Below are 20,004 nucleotides of genomic sequence, written 5' to 3'. Positions count from 1 at the left end.
CGGCTATATTTTAAGAGTGGACTGGTATGCTGTGTGTAACTGCTGCCAGTCTGTAGTTTGCCAATGCATTACTTTATTTCGGCCTTGCTCTTTATGAAACGAACGAGCAAGGCGGGTCATATTAGCTTGTTGCCAATTACTGGCGGGGAGTTTTAGTTCACCGCGGTCAAAGTCAATAATGTATATCTCGCCCGTTTCATCAAATAGAATGTTGTTAATATTCAAATCAGCGTGATACACCCCATGATTATGAAAATCCGCAATCGTGTGTGCTACTTTAATTAACTCTTGTGCGCTAAAGGGACGTTGTTTTAATATATCAAGCACACTTTGTGCGCCTGCAACAGCTTGAGTAATTATATCGCCACGGTAAATTAAGCCAGCTTGCGATATTTTAGCTGCAATCGGCTTTGGTACATTTAGACCTAATTCGCACAGTTTCATCATTAATGAAAACTCTTGGTAAACACGGGTTTTTTCCAGTCCAAAAAACACATATTGATCACTTAGCACTTTACCCACTAAACCGCCACGCCAATAATGCCTGAGCACTGCTGTTAGCCCGTTATGGCAGAAAAACCATGCAGTTGCGCGACCTTTTTTGGCGCCGACAATTTTTCCTTGCTGCTGCCAATATTCATTATCAAACCAATTTAAGCTAATTTCGGCACTATGCTCAGGATGGCTTAAAATAATGTGTTCATTGATGGTTTGCTGGTTAAACATGGCGTACTTATTTTATTGCAGGTGATAGTGCTATCTTAACCTGTTTTAAAGCCGAGCATAAGTGCTTGCAATAGTGGGTGGTTAATTTAAGATCATGATAATTATCCAGCATAAAGCAAAGGACACCTGTGACTGACTCAACCACCTATTCAGATATTTGTATTTTAAGACTCTCAGCAATTGGTGATGTTTGCCATGGCGTATCTGCAGTGCAGGCAATTCAAAAAGCGCACCCCAATGCAAAAGTTACCTGGGTGGTCGGCAAAATTGAAGCCATGTTACTAGCTGATTTACCCGGTGTTGAGCTGGTGGTGTTTGATAAAAAACAAGGCAAAGCAGCCTATCAGCAATTAAAACAACAATTTAAAGGGCGTAAGTTTGATGTGTTGCTGCATATGCAAGTGGCACTTCGAGCTAACTTAGTGGCGCGTTGTATTCCTGCAAAAGTTAAAATTGGTTTTGATTGGGCGCGCTCAAAAGAATTGCATAGCTTGTTTATTAACCAGCGCATTGCACCACAGCAGCAGGCTCATGTGTTAGAAGGCTTTAAAGGCTTTGCGCAGGCGATAGGTGTACCTGATTATCAACCAAACTGGCAAATGCCAGTCAGCGAACATGATCAAAGTAATGCTGATGAATTACTTGGTACGGAGCGATTAGAGGGGCGAATTTTTGTGATTTCTCCAGCTGCCAGTAAAAAAGAACGCAATTGGCTGGCTGAACGCTATGCTAAGCTTGCAGAACATGCCTACAAGCAAGGGTTTCATGTGGTGATTACGGGTGGCCCGACAGAGCTTGAAGTGACGCTCAGTGATGACATTATTGCAGCCACTACAACGCCAATCCTTAATTTAGTGGGTAAAACCAAACTCAAAGAGTTGCTTTGCGTACTTAAACGAGCTGCATTGGTATTAGCACCTGATACAGGCCCTGCTCATATGGCCGTCACCGTAGGCACTCCCGTTATTGGTTTATATGCCCACTCAAACCCGAAACGCACTGGACCCTATTTATATCAAAATTACGTGGTTGAGGTATATCACCAAAACTTACTCAAGCAAACTGGTAAAACCGCTGAGCGATTACCTTGGGGTACGCGGGTTAAAGGCAGTGATCTAATGAGCCAAATAAGTGTTGATGAAGTAGCTTTGATGTTTGACCTTGTGGTTGAGAAAGAGCAATTATGAGCAATATCAATAAAGCCTTATTTTTAGACCGTGATGGCGTGGTTAATATCGATCATGGTTATGTTTATGAGTCGGATAAATTTGAATTTGTGCCAGGCGTATTTACTGCATGTAAGGCGTTTGCTGATGCAGGCTATAAACTGATCATAGTGACTAATCAATCTGGTATTGGCCGTGGTTACTATTCAGAGGCGGATTTTCACGCTCTAACACAGTGGATGATAGCCCAATTTGCTGCGCATCAAGTAAAGGTGACAGATGTTTACTTTTGCCCACACCACCCGAAAAAAGCATTACCCGAATACCTCAAAGAGTGTGATTGTCGTAAACCAGCTCCGGGCATGTTACTGCAAGGCATCGCTGATCATCATATCAATCCAGCTGGCAGCATTATGGTTGGAGACAAACTAAGCGACATGCAAGCGGCAAGTAAAGCGGTTATTGGCACTCGGGTGCTTGTACGATCCGGGCAGGAGTTTGATGCGGTAGCCATCGACTCGGCAGATCATGTTTGTGATTCGTTAGCAGACTTACCCTCAATACTGCTATAGCTCAATGTAAACTGGCAGCATAAGTTGTCAGTTCCTTATTTCTGCGATGAACTACAAACAGTGCATTTGTTTGACTAAACTTTTACAATAGCCACAAAGATGAGCCGTGTTAACTTAAGTACGCTCACCCCGTTCAATAATTTGGAGATTACAGATGAGAGCATCTGCGTTTTTTACTCAGCTTCAGCAGCAAATTGAAGATGTAAAAGCCGAAGGCTTATATAAAAATGAGCGTATTATTACTTCGCAGCAGCAAGCACAAATTCAAGTTGCTTCTGGTGATAAAGTTATTAACTTCTGTGCAAATAATTACTTAGGTTTAGCGAATAGCCCTGAGCTGATCCAGGCTGCACAAAACGGCTTAAATGACCATGGCTTTGGTGTTGCGTCAGTACGGTTTATTTGTGGTACACAAGACATTCATAAAACATTAGAGAAGAAGATCAGTGAATTTTTAGAAACTGAAGACACGATTTTATATTCATCATGTTTTGATGCCAATACCGGTTTATTTGAAACAATTTTAGGCGCTGATGATGCGATTATCTCTGATTCGTTAAATCATGCTTCTATCATTGATGGCGTTCGTTTATGTAAAGCAAAGCGCTTCCGTTATGCAAATAATGATATGGCAGATCTTGAAAAGCAATTGATTGCTGCCGATGAAGCGGGTGCAAAAACAAAATTAATCGCCACCGATGGTGTGTTCTCAATGGATGGGGTTATTTGTAATCTTGAAGCGGTCTGTGACCTTGCTGATAAATACAATGCACTTGTTATGGTTGATGACTCTCATGCCGTTGGCTTTGTCGGTGAAAACGGCAAAGGCACACCTGAGTACTGCAACGTGCTAGACCGTGTTGATATTATTACCGGCACTTTAGGTAAGGCGCTTGGCGGTGCATCGGGTGGTTATACATCAGGTAAAAAAGAAATAGTTGAATGGTTACGCCAGCGCTCTCGCCCATATTTATTCTCAAACTCATTAGCGCCTTCAATCGTTACAGCATCAATCAAAGTATTAGAAATGCTCGAAAATGGCAGTGAATTGCGTGCTAAGTTATGGTCAAACGCTAAATACTTCCGTGAGCAAATGGAAGCGGCTGGATTTACCTGTGCGGGTAAAGATCACGCGATTATTCCAGTAATGTTAGGTGATGCTAAAGTTGCGTCGGCAATGGCTGATAAGTTATTAGCAGAAGGCATTTACGTCACTGGTTTTTCATTCCCAGTGGTGCCAAAAGGCCAAGCGCGTATTCGTACACAAATTTCTGCTGCGCACAGAATTGAGCAATTAGATACCGCAATTGACGCCTTTACCCGTATTGGTAAAGAAATGGGCATTATCTAAGTAATTTATTTTAAACCGTTGCCTTCGCAGCGGTTTTTTATTGAGTGTGATTCATGAAAGCATTATCTAAATTAAAAGCAGAACCAGGTATTTGGATGACGGATGCGCCAAAACCTGAAGTTGGGCATAACGATTTATTAATCAAAATTCGTAAAACCGCTATTTGTGGTACTGACGTACATATTTATAAGTGGGATGAGTGGGCGCAAAACACCATTCCTACGCCTATGGTAGTAGGTCATGAATATGTCGGTGAAGTGGTTGATATGGGTCAAGAAGTTCGCGGTTTTAGTGTTGGTGACCGAGTATCGGGCGAAGGGCATATTACCTGTGGCCATTGTCGTAACTGTCGCGCTGGGCGTGTTCATTTATGCCGTAACACCACTGGTGTAGGTGTTAACCGCGAGGGGGCTTTTGCCGAGTATTTAGTGATCCCAGCGTTTAATGCATTTAAAATTCCAGACAATATCAGTGATGAGTTAGCTTCTATTTTTGACCCATTCGGTAATGCAGTACACACAGCACTGTCATTCGATTTAGTGGGTGAAGATGTCTTGATCACAGGTGCAGGCCCAATTGGTATTATGGCTGCTGCAGTTGCAAAACATGTTGGCGCACGTCATGTAGTGATCACCGATGTCAATGAATACCGATTAGACCTTGCGCGTAAAATGGGCGCAACGCGTGCAGTTAATGTGGCTAATGAAAAGCTTGAAGATATTATTAAAGAGCTTGGTATGACAGAAGGCTTTGATATTGGTCTAGAAATGTCAGGCGTACCGGTTGCATTTAATAGCATGTTAAATAACATGAATCACGGTGGTAAAATTGCCATGCTAGGTATTCCACCATCTGATATGGCGGTTGATTGGAACCAAGTGATTTTTAAAGGCTTAGTGATCAAAGGGATTTATGGCCGTGAAATGTTTGAGACCTGGTACAAAATGGCCAGTCTTATTCAGTCAGGGCTCGATCTAAACCCAATCATCACTCATCAATATTCAATAGATGACTTCCAAGCTGGCTTTGATATGATGATTTCAGGCCAATCGGGGAAAGTAATTCTTAACTGGAATTAATTATCCACTTGTTAAGAGAATTAAAGGCGGCATTTGTCGCCTTTTTTGTAATTATAAGAGAGTACTATGGCATTTAAGCATATTTCAATTACCGAAACTCAAGCACTACTTAATAAAGATGATGTCGTGATTGCTGATATTCGCGATCCTAATTCGTATCAAGCAGGGCATATTCCGGGTTCAGAGCATTTATCAAATGCCAATATTGGCGAATTTATGATGAACAAAGAGTTTGATCAGCCAATTATTATTGTTTGTTATCATGGTATGAGCTCACAAGGCGCAGCCAGCTACTTAGCTGAGCAAGGCTTTGAAGATGTATACAGTATGGATGGTGGTTTTACCCAGTGGGAAACCCAATTGCCGGAGCAAGTGGAACGATGATCGAACTGGGTAGTATAAATAATCCACGTGCAGCACAAGGCTTTATTGATTATATAAAAAGCCAAGGCTTACAGGGCGAGCTTCGATCGCAAGATGGAAAAACGGTAATTATTTGTGTTGCCCCAGAGCATTTCCATCAAGCTCAGCCATTATGGCAAGCGTTTGTAGAAAACCCCAATCATGCCCGTTATCAAGAGGCATCTTGGCAAGTAGGAAGTACGCAGTCACCGTTGAGCTATCAAGGCCAAGAATTAAATTTAAAAGCACGCTTTAAAGCATTGAGCTGGTTAAACCAAACGGTCACTTTATTATGTGTAGGTATTTACATTGCCTTCTTACTCGGTGGCTTTGAGTCAATTTATAGCGTATTACAGTTTAAACCCGATCAACCATTAACTTGGCTTACACCTGCAATTGTGCATTTTACTGCTGTGCACTTAGTGTTTAATATTATGTGGTGGATCATGCTAGGCGATGGTATTGAAAAGCTCAGTGGTAAAAGTACTTTAGTAGGTCTTTTTTTAGTGACCGCGCTATTTAGTAATTGGGCTGAGTTTATTATGGTTGGCCCTAACTTTGGCGGCTTAAGTGGCGTTGTTTATGGTTTACTTGGGTTTTGTTGGATCCATCGGGCATTGAACCCGCAACAACCGGCTTTAGTAACTAATGGTATTATTGGTTTTATGCTGATTTGGCTGGTACTAGGCTTTGCTGACATGTTGTTTGTAAGTATGGCTAACTGGGCGCACTTAGGTGGGCTATTAAGCGGTATGGCTTACGCGTTTACCGCTCAATTGTTTACTAAAAAAACAGCTTAAGATACTCAGTTATATAAGTACTTAGTGATATAAATATTTAGTAAATAATACTTCGCGAATGATCTCTTGCCCTGTTTCTTGTTTTAACAGGGTTTTGAGTTTTTCGGCACAACGCTTTCTGATCTCTTCACGGCCGGTGAGTGATTTAATTTTTTCTTCAGGCTCTTTTGATAAAATTTCTACCAATGCATCTCTAAGTAACGGGGTGTGATGCTCAACAATAGCAATGTTTGACATATCACTGAGCATTAAATCTACAGTAATACGCACATAACCTAACTTTTTATTACTCTGACCAATATAGTTGGTAATGATATCGGGTTCGAAACCAAAGTAGCCCACAGTTGATTCAGCTTTGCTTGCAAAGCTGCTAAACAAGCTAATAAAGAAAGTGCTAATTAATATGCCAGCGTAAAGCGTTTTTTTCATATTCAGTAGAGAGCCCTGTAATTAATTGTTATTAGTCTATACGTAATAATGGCTAAGATACAGGCTGATGCAGCTATTATATTCATTAATCATCACTTTTTCCCCGACGCGGGCAGTGGTATCATTTAAAGGGTTATTATTAAATAGAGTTATCGTGATCACATTTCCTGTTTCTGTAACTGCGGATTGGCAGTTAGGTACATCAATCAATTCTTTGTCTTGTAACGAGCAAGACTGGCTACTTGAGCCCAACTCACTGACGGCTAAATTAAAAACACAGTGTGTTGAATTCTCTGTAAAAGTGCTTAGTGAGAAAGAGTTTGAATTGAGTATTTCACAACAACAATTATTAGATTGTTCACAACGTATTGGTATTAATCGTGAGGTTTTGTTGCTTTGTGATGGCATCCCTATGGTATACGCACAAAGCTGGCTGCCTGCCACCGATGATATGCAACAACAGCAATTATTGGCACTGGGTAATCGGCCTTTAGGTGATGTTATTTTTCAACATCCGGACTTAAAACGTACCGAAATTGAAATAGCGCGTTTTGATTGTCAGCACCCAGTACAGCAACTTGTTAGCCAATACTCTGTAGTTGTAAAACCCTTGTGGGGGCGTCGCAGTATGTTTTCGTTGGCGCAAAGCCGTTTTTTAGTAGCTGAAATATTTTTACCAGAGGCTTATCTATATCTATGAAATTTGCCGCCTTGCACATTGCTCATATACCGTATTATAAGCAGTTAATGCGCACCGATAAGCCTATCGGTACTTTATTGCTATTGTGGCCTACATATTGGGCATTGTGGCTTGCAAGTGATGGTATGCCAAGCCTACTTAATTTTGTGGTATTTAGCTTTGGTGTATTTGTTATGCGCAGCGCAGGTTGTGTTATTAATGATTACGCAGATCGTAAAATTGATGGCGCGGTAAAACGCACAGCACAAAGACCCTTAGCTTCTGGCTTGGTGAGTAGTGGCGAAGCATTAAGCTTATTTTTGTTGCTTATCATAATTGCTTTCATACTGGTGTTGTTACTCAGTTGGCAAACCATATTATTGTCAGTCGGGGCATTGCTATTGGCATTTAGCTACCCATTTATGAAACGTTACACTAATCTACCGCAAATAGTGCTAGGTGCAGCTTTTGGTTGGGCTATTCCGATGGCTTTTATGGCTGCAACAGGTACTATCCCACTGCTTGGCTGGTTGTTATTTATCGCTAATATTGCGTGGACTACGGCCTACGATACTATGTATGCCATGGTAGACAGAGATGATGATTTGAAAATTGGCGTAAAGTCTACAGCGATATTGTTTGGTAGTGCCGATCGAATCATTATTTTTGCGCTAAATGGTGTATTTATAGGTTTGTTGGCTTTAATTGGTTATACGAGTCAATTAGCAATGCCGTATTGGCTTGGTCTATGTGTGGCATGTGGCTTTTTGGTTTACCAACAATTTCTAATTCATAGTCGTAATAGAGAGCATTGTTTTAAAGCTTTTTTAAATAACCATTATGTCGGTATGGTCGTTTTTATTGGCTTAGTGGCGTCCTTGCCATTTAATCTATAGTGTTAGCGAGGTGGATCAATGACGCCACTGATTGAAGTGTTTTTCCTAAACCAACCCGCAACTGAATAGCGATTATCAATTGTCGGCAGTACTTCATGCATAAAGCGTTCGCTTTCAAACATTACGAACGTACCAGCTTTAGGCTGAATAGTGATTTCAACGTCTTTACTTTTAGGTTTGTAAATCACTAACTCACCACCAGATTGCACTGTATTTAAGTAAAATACAGTAGTAAATACACGGTTCGATCGCCCTTTAAATGCGTCGTAATGCTTTTTATAAAAGTCGCCATGCTGGTATTTCGCATAGTGACACTCATAATCAAATAAACCCAAAAAGAAATAACGATTCAAATTTACTCTAATATCTTCTAGCGCATTTTGATAATCAATTTGAGCTTGGCTACTACCATCAAACCAAAAGGTCTTGTCGGTGCGTATACTCTTGTCTATTTGTAAATCCTGCTGACGGCCAATTCCTGCTGATTTAAAATTGGGGTTGATACAATAACAATCTTCTATCAACGCGTTAGTCAGTGTTTCATCAAACATATTTTCGATCACGGCGTAGCCATGAGTTTCTATGTCAGTTAAATAACGTCCAGGGATCAGGTTAAGGCTCATTAATTGTACTATATAGCAGGGAAGGCGCGTAGTTTAGCTTAAAATGATGCAAAGGTACTACTGAAGATTTAGAAACCAAGCCAGAGTTCTGCTTTAGGCTTGGTTTTCATGCTGTTACTTAAGAATTAATTGATAACGCTGTCTTTTCTATTAATGACAGGAGCTGGTTTATTGGGTCGTCAGCAGTAACTTGCTGGCTGGTTTGTACAATCAATTGCTCATGAGCTAAGTTCTTATTGGTTTTTAACTGGAGCAGATTATTATTCTCTGCGACCGAACTTGCATGTTCAATACTGCTAATTGCAACATGGTTTGATTTACACAACCCGTCCATTACTTGCTCAATACTGCCAACTTTTATACTGCTGCTCTTGTTCAAACTATCGACAGCCTCATTCAGCATAGCTTGAATTTGTTTTGATTGTGAAAAACAACTATACATAGGGTAATCGTTTAAATCTTGTTTGCAAAGATTGTTCTTATTCGCAAGAGGATGACTTTTTGCAACGAATAAAATAAGTTGATCAGGTAAGTGTATGTCATTGCCAATACTATTAACTGCTTGCGAACAAACGCTAATATCAATTTCACCTAACTGTAGCTTACGCACCAACTCACTTTGTTCTTGTAGTTGCATTTCAATTTTTACATGAGGGTATTGTGCTAGAAATTGGCCACATGAAATAGGCACTATTGCACTTGCATGATTGGTATAGCCAATTACCAATTTCTCATTGGCGCAGCCATTAATTGATTGGAATAAACGCTTTTTAGTTTCTTCGAGCTTGCTTAAAGTGTCTTGTGCGTACTCTAAAAACAGCTCACCTTCAGTTGTTAGTTTCACTGAGCGGGTCGAGCGTTTAACTAATTCATAGCCAACTTCGTCCTCTAAGGTTTGAATGCTGCGAGTCAATGCTGAGGTGCTAATTTTGGTTGTTTCGGCCGCTTGGCGAAAATGTCGTAGCTGACCTAAAGCCACAAATTGCTCTAATTGTTCAAATCTCACTTTTATAGTCCTTTGTATAAGTAAGCCGCACTACTGGCGAACATAATTGATATTAATTTAATGGATAGTAATCCATTGTACCCAATTTGAAAAGTGTATTTCACATAATTTTTACAACTATCAGTTAGGGTAACGCTCTTTTATCTCCAAAAAAAGTGCTAAATTGTTAAGAAATATGTCCACAAGTTTAGGTTCAAACTGTTTGCCACTCTGCTCCTTGAGCAAATCGAGCACCTCTTCAAGTGGCCAAGCTTTTTTGTAGCAACGATCACTGCCAAGGGCATCAAAAACATCCGCTAGAGCTGTAATACGGCCAACAATATGAATATCTTTACCTGCAAGTTGATTTGGGTAGCCAGAGCCGTCCCATTTTTCATGATGTGTATACGCAATGATTGAACCACACTTTAAGATTTCATTATTCGAACTCTTCAGAATATCATAACCAACTTCGGCGTGAGTTTGCATAATGGCCCACTCTTGATCATCCAGCTTACCGGGTTTATTGAGAATATGATCTGGAATACTTATTTTTCCAATATCGTGTAAGGGTGAGGCGAGTTTTATCACTTCACACTCAAAGTTATTTAAGCCATATAACTTACCTAACAGTTCACTATAGTGCGCAACTCTTTTAACATGTGAACCGGTTTCTTTTGAACGTTTTTCAACGGCTTCACCGAGAATATATGATAGCTCTTTTTGCGAATCCTTCATCATTTCGCGTAATTTCAGGTTATCGTAAGCCAGAGCAATATTGTTGGCAAAAAACTCCAAAAGTTGATAATCGGTGGTTCCTAATAACGAGCCTTTACGTACATACAGCATTGTTTCGAGGCCTGCCTGAGTTGGAAAATAGCCAATGTAGTCATGCATGGTTTTTTGGGATGATTTGCGATTGTGTGCCTCAACAAATAATTGCTTTACATCTTCGGGGATCATATTGGCATTAGGTTCAGGCTCAACACCAGAGGCTGCCAGTAGCTTAAAATCAGTGGCAGGAGATGTTTGTTGGTTAACAGCTGCTGCACAATAAATTTCAGTGTCATCTAAGCCCATAACATTGGTTACATGGGATAAAATTGTTGATGCAAATTCATGGACACTATCACATTTTAAAAATGAGCTAGAAGCGTTGATTATTTTTTCAAGACCTTTTCTATGACGCTCAATAATTTGAATATCACGATGTGAACGCAGAGCTGAATACAATAATGTTTTCATTTTTATTGCCGTCAGCTCAGTTTTATTTTTGTAATCGTTAATGTCGTATTCACGTATCACAGCTTCTTCAGGGGCTTCGCCAGGTTGACCTGTTCGAAGAATAAGGCGGATGTCGTGGTTATTGATATCATCACGGATAAATTTTATTAGGTCTAAACCCGCATGGCTAGTTTCCATGACTACATCAATTAGGCCAACCGAAAAATCGAGATCTTGTTGTAATAATTCTTTTGCGGCTTGCGCTGAGTAAGCATGGTGCAAACATAAGGCTTTATCTTCAAAAGTAAATCCTGATAACACAAGCTTAGTGACTTGGTGAATATCATCTTCATCATCGACCACGAGAATATTCCAAAACGCCTGTGGTGACTGAGTTTCTGACTCTTCAATGGCATTTTCTGAAAATAAAAAGTCGTTCACATTTACACCTTTAGTTTTATCATTCTCCTAAATAGTATAGTGCTTGTTTTTTAGTCTGCCTTGTTGCTCAGTGGTTTTTTTTCAATGTTTTTAAGTTCAATTTCAATTGCGTCACATGAAATATGTATTTCATATAAAGAGGTTAACAACGATAGAGCAAGGCAGGCTAGGCTAATACCAAATAAAATTACGCCAGTGGTTTTAAACTCGATAAATAATGCAAACATTGAAAGTGTACACATTAAAAAAGATGCAACGCCATAGACTTGCATGGTTCTAATGAGTCTAATGCGTTTTCTCAAGTTAGTTATTTGCGCAACGACTAATGGTCGAATAGTCTCTCCTTCGCGGGCGTTAAGTTCACGAATTAATTGTGCTAGCACTAAAAACCGGTTGGTATATGCTAATAACAACAAAGAGATTGCAGGGAACAGCAGTCCAGGTGTTGTGAGGGTCATGATTATTTCCTATATAACAATTACTTCGCTTAGAGTAGCTTAGGGTAATTTAATCGCAAAGTAAAAGAGGTTGTCATTGCAAAATAGAATAAATAACAACAATACAGAGCAAACACCATTTCAATGGTTAACAATCTATTGCGCTGCAAATGCGGTAGAGGCAAACATTGTCAAAGGGTTATTACTCAACAGCAATATTGAGTGCCAGTTACTTGGTGAGTCCTTGCAAGGAGCTGCTGGCGAAATACCTTTAGATCAAACTCAAGTGAGAGTGCAGGTTTTTGTGATTAAAGAGCGCCAGGCGCGGCAAATATTGGTAAACTACACTCAAGTACAACAATCCGCTCCTGATTGGGTATGCCCCAACTGTAATGAGCATAATGGGCCAACATTTGAAATTTGTTGGTCTTGTAGGACACCAAATAATGACTAAAGCGAATAATTTTCAGCGTATAAGAGAGCTTAACTATTTGCAGCAAGCGGTACTGGCAGCAGCATTAATTGAACGCATGCTACCTAATTATGGTTTATTTAGTGAAGCAACAGGATTTGGTGACGAAGCTATTTTACGCAGTGCACTTAATTTGTGTTGGGAAAAAATCTTACTGCCGAAAAGTAAAATAAGCCTTGAAAAGCAAATTGAGAAAATAGAGCCTAATGTTCCAGAACTCGCTGATTTTGATATGTTCGGTACTTATCCTGCTATAGATGCCGCCACTGCCTTATTAGGTTTAATGCATGGTTTAATTGCCAAAGATGAGCAAGAATTTATCAGCATTAGTAAAATCTCTCAGGCGACTGTTGCGCGTTTTATTGAATATCAATTAACGGTTGAAGGTGAGCTGGCTGATAATACAGCGGTACGTGAACATCCGTTAATGCAATACGAAATTGAAGTGTTAGGCGAGTTAATTGATTTTGTTGAGCAGATGGGCAGAGTAACAGCTGAAAATGTGAAAGCGTTAAAGCAACATGCTATCGCTGATGGACAAACAAACATTGGTATTACACTTTAAGTAACCAAAACTCTGATTAAGAGATTTATTTTAAGAATTTAAAAGTGCCAAAGGGCATGGGAGAAAACTGCAGTGCGAATTTTAGGCATTGAATCGTCGTGTGATGAAACGGGAATTGCAATCTATGATGATGAACAAGGTCTACTTGCTCATCAACTCTATAGCCAAGTAAAAGTGCATGCAGATTATGGCGGTGTAGTGCCTGAACTTGCATCTCGAGATCATGTTCGTAAAACCTTGCCATTAATCGATGCTGCTTTTGCACAGGCCGGTTGCGGACCTGAAGATATCGATGGTATTGCTTACACTGCAGGCCCAGGACTGGTGGGAGCATTATTAGTGGGTACTTCAATTGGACGCTCACTTGCCTATGGGTGGAATATTCCAGCAGTGGCTGTTCATCATATGGAGGGCCATCTACTGGCGCCAATGCTTGAAGAAAACGTGCCTGAATTTCCGTTTATTGCTTTACTCGTATCAGGTGGACACACCATGATGGTTAAAGTCGCTGGGATTGGTCAGTATGAAGTATTGGGTGAATCGGTAGATGATGCTGCAGGCGAAGCATTTGATAAAACAGCTAAGTTACTTGGTTTAGATTACCCTGGTGGGCCACGGTTAGCTAAACTTGCTGAGCAAGGTGTTCCTAAGCGCTTTATTTTCCCGCGACCAATGACAGATAAACCGGGCCTTGACTTTAGTTTTAGCGGCTTGAAAACGGCGGCTGCAATTACTATTCGTAATAATGACGATGATCAGCAAACCAAAGCCGATATCGCTCATGCGTTTCAAACCGCAGTTATTGATACATTAGTTATTAAATGTAAGCGTGCTTTAAAGCAAACGGGTATAAATCGCTTAGTAATTGCCGGTGGTGTAAGCGCCAATATACAGCTACGTGCGCAACTAGAGCGTGTAATGCAAGGCATGAAAGGACAGGTTTATTATCCGCGCACAGAGTTTTGTACTGACAATGGTGCCATGATCGCCTATGCGGGTATGCAGCGCTTAAAGGCTGGGCAGTTTGCCAGCCTTGATATGAAAACGAAACCACGTTGGCCGATAGATAGTTTAGAGGCTATTTAAATTTAAGTATTGTTATCATCTTTAGTTGGTGGCGTTTTTTTGTCACCAATTTTAGGTTCTTTGCCACTAAATAAACGTTTAATATTGGCGTGGTGGCGAAAGATAATCAAAATAGTTAAAAATGTTACTGGTAAGGTATAAAGCGGTTTGATCCACCAAGTGTATAATGGCGCTAAAGAAACGGCAACTAATGCCCCAAGTGACGAATAGCGTGTAATAGCAACAACAGCCACCCAGGTTGAAATTAATAACCCGCCTAACAACAAGCCAATGGGTAGCAATGTTCCAAATGCAGTTGCAACTGCTTTACCGCCTTTAAAGTGAAAGAATACCGGAAACATATGTCCTAAACACGCAGCAACCCCTATCAATCCCAGCATTAGTGGTTCAAGTTGTAAAAAATAAGCTCCCCAGACAGGAATAGTCCCTTTGAGAATATCAAACACTAAGACTAAGCAGGCTGGAAAAGCCCCACCAAGACGATAAACATTAGTTGCGCCAGGGTTGTTTGAGCCATTGCTGCGAGGATCGGGTAGTTTAAATAGCCGAGACACTAAAATGGCTGATGAAATCGACCCGAGTAAATAGGCTAAAACTAACATTAAAACGGCTATCACGCGCTTCCTTATTTTTTAATCGCAGTTTTTCGGCTATCATTGGCCGCAAAAATTGCATTCATACTTTTCGTGGTTCAAATAGCAGATACATAATGTATCTATACGCTTATATCATATGGGTAATTTTTACATGATGTACCTATAGGCTATTGTATGGGTAATTTTTACATAATAAAACACAGTTAAAGTGTATAAAGGCTATAAATGCAAATTATAGCCGATGTAGACTCAAGTCAATGAGTTTTAAGTTTTTGCCAGTTGGAGCAGTTATGGATAAGGTTTTTATATCGCAACTACATGTTGACACTATCATAGGCGTGTACGATTTTGAAAAAGAAACTAAACAGAGTTTGTATTTTGATATCGAGATGCTGTGTGATATTAAACCCGCAGCAAAAACCGATGACATTGCCTTAGCACTTGATTACGCAAAGGTAAGTGAGAGAGTAATCGCGCACACGACAGCAAAGCCTGTTGAGTTATTGGAGACCTTAGTAGAGCAACTAGCGGCTATCATTTTAACCGAGTTTGCTACAACACAGGTTACCATTCGAGTTAGTAAACCCGCAGCCGTCGCGCAAGCACGCACTGTAGGTGTTGAAATTACCCGACTCAAGGCACGTTAAGATGGCGCAAATTTATATTAGCCTTGGCTCTAATGTTGATAAAGAACATTATATCCGCCAAGCGTTAATCGCCCTAAAAGCACACCTTGTAGAATTCGAGCATTCCAGTGTCTTTGAAAGCGAAGCAGTTGGCTTTGCAGGTAATAATTTTTACAACTCAGTCATTGGTGCACAAACACAGATACCGCTTCCCCAGTTATGTCAGTTACTCAAACAGATTGAACGAGAGAATGGTCGTACAAATAACGATAAAAAATTTAGCCCGCGTACACTCGATCTAGATTTACTGTTTTACGATGATGTAGTGTGTGATTCTCCTGCACAGTTACCCCGTGATGAAATCACCAAAAATGCCTTTGTCCTGCAGCCATTGGCAGAAATAGCCCCCGATTTTTATCATCCTACAGCAAAGCAAACAATTGCCCAGTTGTGGAATACTTACAACAACCCTAAGCAAAAACTATGGAAGGTGGAGTTTACTAACCCATGAGTATTATCGAAATTATTGTTTTAGCCCTGATCCAGGGATTAACTGAGTTTTTACCTATTTCAAGCTCAGCTCATCTCATTCTCCCTTCACAAATTCTTGGTTGGCAAGATCAAGGCCTTGCCTTCGATGTTGCGGTGCACGTTGGTACCTTGATTGCGGTGGTGATTTATTTCCGCAAAGAAGTGGTAGAAATACTTGCTGCATGGTTTAAATCATTTGGTGCACAAGGTGCAACAGATGATAGTAAACTTGGCTGGTGGATTATTTTAGGCACTATACCAGCCGCTGTACTGGGTTTAATTTTTAAAGACTTAATCGAGCTCTATTTACGCAGTGCGTGGGTAATTGCAATCACCACTATTTTGTTTGGCTTATTACTTTGGTATGCCGACGTAAAAGGTAAGCAAACTAAAACAATTTATCAATTAACTTGGAAATCAGCACTGATGATCGGTATGGCGCAAGCGATGGCGATGATCCCTGGTACGTCACGCTCGGGTATTACTATGACCGCCGGTTTAATGCTGGGGATGAATAAACAAAGCGCTGCGCGTTTTTCATTTTTACTCGCAATTCCAGTGATCTCAATGATGGGCTTGTATTACACCATTGAGCTGGCATTAGGGGATCATGTAGTTGATTGGACAACGTTAATTTTAGGTGCCGGTTTATCGTTTATCTCTGCGTATGCGTGTATTTTCCTGTTCTTAAAAATAATTGAACGTATGGGGATGATGCCATTTGTTATCTATCGATTATTATTGGGCGTAGGTTTAATTGTATTTTTGATGATGTAGCACTGCGTTTATTAAAGATAAATAAAAACGCCTTAGCTCAATGAGCTAAGGCGTTTTTTATAAGCCAATATACCCTTCAATTAGAAAGTGTATTTTGCACCCATCGATAAGCGACGACCTTTAACGTCAAAGAACTCACCATTATCATAAGTGAATGGATTACGAGGTGGTGCACGGTCTAGGATATTGTTTACACCAATACGTACTTGTAATTCATCTAATAGATAAGTTTTGTACATAAAATCGAACGTTGTGTAAGACGGGATATCATTGTAGTTATTATCTTCAATGTTCCATTCATTACTTTCTACACTACTATGGCGGTAATTAGCCGTTAAAATGTAACTTGAATCATCATGTGAGTAGATTGCGTTAAAGCGACCTTTCCAGCGAGGATCTGCCATTTCACCTACATTTGAGCGGAAATCTGCCGTACGACCGGTTGGGTTTTCACTGTCTTCTTCTAGGTAAGTTGCAGTAAGTTTAATTGCTAAATCACCATTCCCTAATTCTGTGCGGTAAGCTGTTTCAATATCTAGGCCTTTTTTGGCGATGATAGAAGCATTAATTGGACGCTCATAATAGTTAATGATGTCGCCCGTTTCTTTATTTCGTACGAAGTTTGAGCAAAATGGGTTGTCTAGCGATGATGACTCATAACATAGTTCTACGCTATCACGTCCAAAGTATTGAATCGCACCTTCAATTTCAAATGACCAGTAATCAAGAGTTAAATCTAAGCCTTCAATAAATTCAGGAGTGTAGATCAAGCCTATAGTGTAATCGTTTGATGTTTCGTTTTTTAGTGCTTGGTTACCTTGTACAAAACCTGGCAGGCTACCAGCGGCTTGCCAATCGGCAGTTGGCATCCAACCTTCAGCTAAACCGTCCGCTTGACAGTTAGCGATTACATTTGCTTTATATTCGCTACCTGAGCTGGTAATTTCATCAGCACGACATGGGTCTTTACGGCCTGAATTAAACGTTTGTGAGCTTGGCGTAAATAAGTCACTTAGGCTTGGTGCACGTACTGATTTTGAACGATTTAAACGCACACGTACTTCGTCTGTAACACCCCAGTTTAATGATAACTTCCACGCATCATCACCACCAGTAACCGAGTAATCCATATAACGGTACGCAGTTTCAAAGGTTAAGTCAGTTGCTAAAAAATGATCTACAAGCAATGGCACTGAGATCTCTGTTGAGAATTCATTTACATCGATATCACCTTTCATTGGCAAGCTTGAGTTCCCAAAAATAAGGCCATTTTGCATTGCGTGATCAGGATGAGTCTCGGCGCTTTCTCGGCGATGTTCAACGGTAAATGCGGCAGCGACAGCACCTGCTGGTAATTCAAATAATAAACCATCAAATGTTGCAGCAACAACTAGCTGGTCTTGTTTGGCAGTACGCGTAGCATTCGTTGCTATATAATTAAGCTGTGCTTGAGAAGCACTTTGTGCGCCCATAGGGTTAAAAGCAACACACCCTTCACGTTCACCTGTGACATTACCATCGGCATCACGAACTGCACACACGATTTGGCCATTAAGTTCTACAGCATCTATTGCATTGACTAAATTTTGCTCTAATACTTCACCGCGCCATAAGGTATCTTGTTCGATACGGCCATACTGCACATAGGTGCTGTAGCCCCAGTCATCGTTTAAAATGCCTTCAAAACCAAGAGATGCACGGATCACCGAACGATCTTGTTGATAGGCGCGATCACCCCATAGATTTTCGTTAGCTTGGCGCAAAGTAACTTTATCTAACCCGTTAGCATCCATAATCTTAGCCATATCATCGCGGATAAAGGCATTATCACGACGAATCGTGTGAGCAAAGAAAGCTGGCGAGCTTTCAGTAGTTGCTTTTGAGTCAGACCAAGTAAAATCAAATGTTGCAGCATGGTCGTCATTAATTTCGTATGTACCATACGTTGATAAAATAGCGCGCTCTAATGGAGTTTGAAAATAGCTTTTGTAACCATGACTAAAAACACCATCGCCTGGGTTACTAGCATCTGCGTAATAACGGTTATTAGCTGATGCGTTAGGCACACCAGAGTTTTCTACGCGACCTAGACCATAATCAAATGCTTGTACGTTACCGCTATTATCAAATGCCCAGTGATGGTTGTTGTAATGATCGTCAGTTAGCGAGCCTGTTTTACTGAAAAAGTCACCGCCTTCAGAGTAATAGCCAAGGGTACTTTGCTTACCTAATATAACGCGCTCAGGAATACCATCGGTACCAGATTTATTGGCTGGATTTGCGTATGAAGTTACAGGATTACGGTAAAAATCACGACTTAACTTGTTATAGCTATCTGTTTTTGAGTAGTTAAGAGACGTTACAAACGATAGCTTGTCACCTTCCATACCACCGGTGATAGAGAAAAAGTTTTGCTCGCCACCGCTTTGTTCTGGACGAATCGTAGATGCATCAATTTCAATGCCATCAAATGATTTTTTTGTGATGATGTTTACGACACCTGCTACAGCGTCGGCACCATATACTGCTGCTGCACCGCCTGTGGCGATTTCTACTCGTTCGATCAGAGTTGTTGGAATATTATTTAAATCTACCGCAGTGCTGCCTACTGAACCTGCGACAAAGCGGCGACCATTTACTAATACCAGTGTGCGCTCAGACCCTAAACCACGTAAATCGGTGGTGTTTAATCCTGATGCATAAATAAAGCTAGTAGTGGTTTCCGGAGATAGGCCAACCGTTGCTTGCGGTAGCTCAGCTAATAAATCATTAACGTTAGTAATGCCGGCGTTTTCCATCTCAACGCCACTGATCACCGTAACTGGTGTCGGTGAAGTAAGGTTAAATCGCTTTATTTTCGAACCTGTTACTTGAATGCGCTCGACAGGTTTTACGTCAGTTGCTTCTTGTGCAAATGCATTGGCAGCACCAACAGTACCAGTAATTAATACTGCATTAATTGCAGCTGTAATAAGATTTAATTTTTTCAACATAACACCTTTTAATTTCGACAAGGTTTACCCTGTGGGTAATTTAACTTGATGGAATTCACAAAGGACTTACATTGTTAGCCATATTAACTTTGAGGTTAAATATATGCCTTTCAATGTAACCAAATGTAATTTAGTGCGATGTTTTATCACAGTACCCAAATAGAGTCTTTTGTGGGGCAAATATGTCTTTTGTTGCTAAAAAGTGTTTTTTGTTTTTATTATGGGTATTTGTTGGTATCATCTTGATTTTAAATTATATTATTTGTATTCATAGCTTTACGTTTTTTGTTTTTAGTATTTTCATAACATTGAGTTATCTTGCTCATTAACTATTTTGCAATTAACTATCAATTATTTTGTTTGTAAAATGAGCTTTAAAGTTAATTTTGTTTAAAAAGTGTCGCGCAATACTTGAGCGGTTAGGCATAAGTAAGGGAACTATTTAACTTATATACTTATTCGTTGTCATTTAGCACAAGTGTTGTGTTAGATGGCAATGGTAACTGAACGCTATTTTTGGCATTATGGCACCTCATCTATTATCTATT

At 40.2% G+C, this 20,004-nt stretch carries 22 protein-coding genes; 14 read left to right on the top strand and 8 right to left on the bottom strand.

Going from position 1 to position 20,004, the window contains the following annotated elements:
• Positions 1-3: 3 nt before the first annotated feature.
• Entirely contained in the window at positions 4-726 is a 723-nt protein-coding gene (locus tag H5203_RS10920; protein WP_145235056.1) for a 3-deoxy-D-manno-octulosonic acid kinase, read from the bottom strand.
• Between the two features lie 128 nt (positions 727-854).
• Here H5203_RS10920 and H5203_RS10915 point away from each other — a divergent pair, with 128 nt between their 5' ends.
• The 6 genes from H5203_RS10915 (at position 855) to glpG (ending at position 6,096) form a co-directional block, all read left to right on the top strand.
• Positions 855-1,913, top strand: a complete 1,059-nt coding sequence (locus H5203_RS10915) for a glycosyltransferase family 9 protein (RefSeq protein WP_182718392.1) — start codon at positions 855-857, stop codon at positions 1,911-1,913.
• The gene (gmhB, locus tag H5203_RS10910; RefSeq protein WP_145235061.1) at positions 1,910-2,464 is read left to right on the top strand and encodes a D-glycero-beta-D-manno-heptose 1,7-bisphosphate 7-phosphatase; all 555 of its coding nucleotides are present in this window, start codon (positions 1,910-1,912) and stop codon (positions 2,462-2,464) included. The genes H5203_RS10915 and gmhB overlap by 4 nt, the downstream gene beginning before the upstream one ends.
• 154 nt (positions 2,465-2,618) lie before the next feature.
• Entirely contained in the window at positions 2,619-3,815 is a 1,197-nt protein-coding gene (locus H5203_RS10905) for a glycine C-acetyltransferase (protein WP_182819718.1), read from the top strand.
• 53 nt (positions 3,816-3,868) lie between these two features.
• The gene (tdh, locus tag H5203_RS10900; RefSeq protein ID WP_145235065.1) at positions 3,869-4,894 is read left to right on the top strand and encodes an L-threonine 3-dehydrogenase; all 1,026 of its coding nucleotides are present in this window, start codon (positions 3,869-3,871) and stop codon (positions 4,892-4,894) included.
• A 66-nt stretch (positions 4,895-4,960) separates the two neighbouring features.
• Positions 4,961-5,278: a thiosulfate sulfurtransferase GlpE gene (gene glpE / locus H5203_RS10895; protein WP_145235068.1), complete on the top strand. Its 318-nt coding sequence runs from the start codon at positions 4,961-4,963 to the stop codon at positions 5,276-5,278.
• A complete protein-coding gene (gene glpG / locus H5203_RS10890) occupies positions 5,275-6,096 on the top strand; it encodes a rhomboid family intramembrane serine protease GlpG (RefSeq protein WP_149981423.1) in 822 nt (273 codons plus the stop codon). Before glpE ends, glpG begins: the two co-directional genes overlap by 4 nt.
• A gap of 21 nt (positions 6,097-6,117) precedes the next feature.
• Here the strand turns inward: glpG and H5203_RS10885 are convergent, their stop codons facing one another.
• The gene (locus H5203_RS10885; RefSeq protein ID WP_145235070.1) at positions 6,118-6,525 is read right to left on the bottom strand and encodes a flagellar basal body-associated protein FliL; all 408 of its coding nucleotides are present in this window, start codon (positions 6,523-6,525) and stop codon (positions 6,118-6,120) included.
• Positions 6,526-6,679: 154 nt separating this feature from the next.
• On the opposite strand from H5203_RS10885, the gene H5203_RS10880 reads away from it, so the two are divergent.
• Both H5203_RS10880 and ubiA read left to right on the top strand, forming a co-directional pair.
• On the top strand, positions 6,680-7,225 hold the full coding sequence (locus H5203_RS10880) for a chorismate lyase (RefSeq protein ID WP_182819717.1): 546 nt from the start codon (positions 6,680-6,682) through the stop codon (positions 7,223-7,225).
• Complete coding sequence (gene ubiA / locus H5203_RS10875; protein ID WP_145235074.1) at positions 7,222-8,100, top strand: 4-hydroxybenzoate octaprenyltransferase; 879 nt, start codon at positions 7,222-7,224, stop codon at positions 8,098-8,100. Before H5203_RS10880 ends, ubiA begins: the two co-directional genes overlap by 4 nt.
• A gap of 2 nt (positions 8,101-8,102) precedes the next feature.
• Here ubiA and H5203_RS10870 read toward each other — a convergent pair whose 3' ends face one another.
• The 4 genes from H5203_RS10870 to H5203_RS10855 form a co-directional block, all read right to left on the bottom strand.
• Positions 8,103-8,723: a 2OG-Fe(II) oxygenase gene (locus tag H5203_RS10870; protein ID WP_145235076.1), complete on the bottom strand. Its 621-nt coding sequence runs from the start codon at positions 8,721-8,723 to the stop codon at positions 8,103-8,105.
• Positions 8,724-8,841: 118 nt separating this feature from the next.
• Positions 8,842-9,729 (bottom strand): LysR family transcriptional regulator, encoded by an 888-nt coding sequence (locus H5203_RS10865; RefSeq protein WP_145235078.1) that lies wholly within the window; start codon positions 9,727-9,729, stop codon positions 8,842-8,844.
• 120 nt (positions 9,730-9,849) lie between these two features.
• Positions 9,850-11,373 (bottom strand): DUF3369 domain-containing protein, encoded by a 1,524-nt coding sequence (locus H5203_RS10860; protein ID WP_145235080.1) that lies wholly within the window; start codon positions 11,371-11,373, stop codon positions 9,850-9,852.
• A gap of 50 nt (positions 11,374-11,423) precedes the next feature.
• Positions 11,424-11,831, bottom strand: coding sequence for a DUF2721 domain-containing protein (locus H5203_RS10855; protein WP_145235083.1), 408 nt, complete (start codon positions 11,829-11,831; stop codon positions 11,424-11,426).
• A 76-nt stretch (positions 11,832-11,907) separates the two neighbouring features.
• Here H5203_RS10855 and H5203_RS10850 point away from each other — a divergent pair, with 76 nt between their 5' ends.
• The 3 genes from H5203_RS10850 (at position 11,908) to tsaD (ending at position 13,933) form a co-directional block, all read left to right on the top strand.
• Complete coding sequence (locus H5203_RS10850) at positions 11,908-12,264, top strand: DUF2007 domain-containing protein (protein ID WP_145235085.1); 357 nt, start codon at positions 11,908-11,910, stop codon at positions 12,262-12,264.
• Positions 12,257-12,847, top strand: a complete 591-nt coding sequence (locus H5203_RS10845; RefSeq protein ID WP_145235087.1) for a YjaG family protein — start codon at positions 12,257-12,259, stop codon at positions 12,845-12,847. The genes H5203_RS10850 and H5203_RS10845 overlap by 8 nt, the downstream gene beginning before the upstream one ends.
• A 72-nt stretch (positions 12,848-12,919) precedes the next feature.
• On the top strand, positions 12,920-13,933 hold the full coding sequence (gene tsaD / locus H5203_RS10840; RefSeq protein ID WP_145235089.1) for a tRNA (adenosine(37)-N6)-threonylcarbamoyltransferase complex transferase subunit TsaD: 1,014 nt from the start codon (positions 12,920-12,922) through the stop codon (positions 13,931-13,933).
• Positions 13,934-13,935: 2 nt separating this feature from the next.
• Here tsaD and plsY read toward each other — a convergent pair whose 3' ends face one another.
• Entirely contained in the window at positions 13,936-14,550 is a 615-nt protein-coding gene (gene plsY / locus H5203_RS10835; protein WP_182758418.1) for a glycerol-3-phosphate 1-O-acyltransferase PlsY, read from the bottom strand.
• A 269-nt stretch (positions 14,551-14,819) separates the two neighbouring features.
• Here plsY and folB point away from each other — a divergent pair, with 269 nt between their 5' ends.
• From folB to H5203_RS10820, 3 genes are read left to right on the top strand one after another with little or no spacing between them, the layout of a single operon-like run.
• The gene (gene folB / locus H5203_RS10830) at positions 14,820-15,176 is read left to right on the top strand and encodes a dihydroneopterin aldolase (protein ID WP_145235093.1); all 357 of its coding nucleotides are present in this window, start codon (positions 14,820-14,822) and stop codon (positions 15,174-15,176) included.
• Position 15,177: 1 nt separating this feature from the next.
• Entirely contained in the window at positions 15,178-15,666 is a 489-nt protein-coding gene (gene folK, locus H5203_RS10825) for a 2-amino-4-hydroxy-6-hydroxymethyldihydropteridine diphosphokinase (protein ID WP_145235095.1), read from the top strand.
• Positions 15,663-16,463, top strand: coding sequence for an undecaprenyl-diphosphate phosphatase (locus tag H5203_RS10820; RefSeq protein ID WP_145235097.1), 801 nt, complete (start codon positions 15,663-15,665; stop codon positions 16,461-16,463). The genes folK and H5203_RS10820 overlap by 4 nt, the downstream gene beginning before the upstream one ends.
• Before the next feature lie 80 nt (positions 16,464-16,543).
• On the opposite strand, the gene H5203_RS10815 is transcribed toward H5203_RS10820, so the two are convergent.
• A complete protein-coding gene (locus tag H5203_RS10815) occupies positions 16,544-19,456 on the bottom strand; it encodes a TonB-dependent receptor domain-containing protein (RefSeq protein WP_145235099.1) in 2,913 nt (970 codons plus the stop codon).
• Positions 19,457-20,004 lie beyond the last annotated feature (548 nt).

This window comes from Pseudoalteromonas sp. SG41-1, assembly GCF_014164575.1.
In the GTDB taxonomy this organism is placed as follows: Bacteria; Pseudomonadota; Gammaproteobacteria; order Enterobacterales; family Alteromonadaceae; genus Pseudoalteromonas; species Pseudoalteromonas rhizosphaerae.
Note: the sequence above shows the minus strand (reverse complement) of the source record. Positions and strands in the feature narration are given on the sequence as shown.

Bases quoted from the DNA above. Each gene is read 5' to 3' on its own strand.
- H5203_RS10920 (WP_145235056.1), bottom strand. From the start codon at position 726: ATGTTTAACCAGCAAACCATCAATGAACACATTATTTTAAGCCATCCT.
- gmhB (WP_145235061.1), top strand. From the start codon at position 1,910: ATGAGCAATATCAATAAAGCCTTATTTTTAGACCGTGATGGCGTGGTT.
- H5203_RS10905 (WP_182819718.1), top strand. From the start codon at position 2,619: ATGAGAGCATCTGCGTTTTTTACTCAGCTTCAGCAGCAAATTGAAGAT.
- tdh (WP_145235065.1), top strand. From the start codon at position 3,869: ATGAAAGCATTATCTAAATTAAAAGCAGAACCAGGTATTTGGATGACG.
- glpE (WP_145235068.1), top strand. From the start codon at position 4,961: ATGGCATTTAAGCATATTTCAATTACCGAAACTCAAGCACTACTTAAT.
- glpG (WP_149981423.1), top strand. From the start codon at position 5,275: ATGATCGAACTGGGTAGTATAAATAATCCACGTGCAGCACAAGGCTTT.
- H5203_RS10885 (WP_145235070.1), bottom strand. From the start codon at position 6,525: ATGAAAAAAACGCTTTACGCTGGCATATTAATTAGCACTTTCTTTATT.
- ubiA (WP_145235074.1), top strand. From the start codon at position 7,222: ATGAAATTTGCCGCCTTGCACATTGCTCATATACCGTATTATAAGCAG.
- H5203_RS10870 (WP_145235076.1), bottom strand. From the start codon at position 8,723: ATGAGCCTTAACCTGATCCCTGGACGTTATTTAACTGACATAGAAACT.
- H5203_RS10855 (WP_145235083.1), bottom strand. From the start codon at position 11,831: ATGACCCTCACAACACCTGGACTGCTGTTCCCTGCAATCTCTTTGTTG.
- H5203_RS10845 (WP_145235087.1), top strand. From the start codon at position 12,257: ATGACTAAAGCGAATAATTTTCAGCGTATAAGAGAGCTTAACTATTTG.
- folB (WP_145235093.1), top strand. From the start codon at position 14,820: ATGGATAAGGTTTTTATATCGCAACTACATGTTGACACTATCATAGGC.
- folK (WP_145235095.1), top strand. From the start codon at position 15,178: ATGGCGCAAATTTATATTAGCCTTGGCTCTAATGTTGATAAAGAACAT.
- H5203_RS10820 (WP_145235097.1), top strand. From the start codon at position 15,663: ATGAGTATTATCGAAATTATTGTTTTAGCCCTGATCCAGGGATTAACT.
- H5203_RS10815 (WP_145235099.1), bottom strand. From the start codon at position 19,456: ATGTTGAAAAAATTAAATCTTATTACAGCTGCAATTAATGCAGTATTA.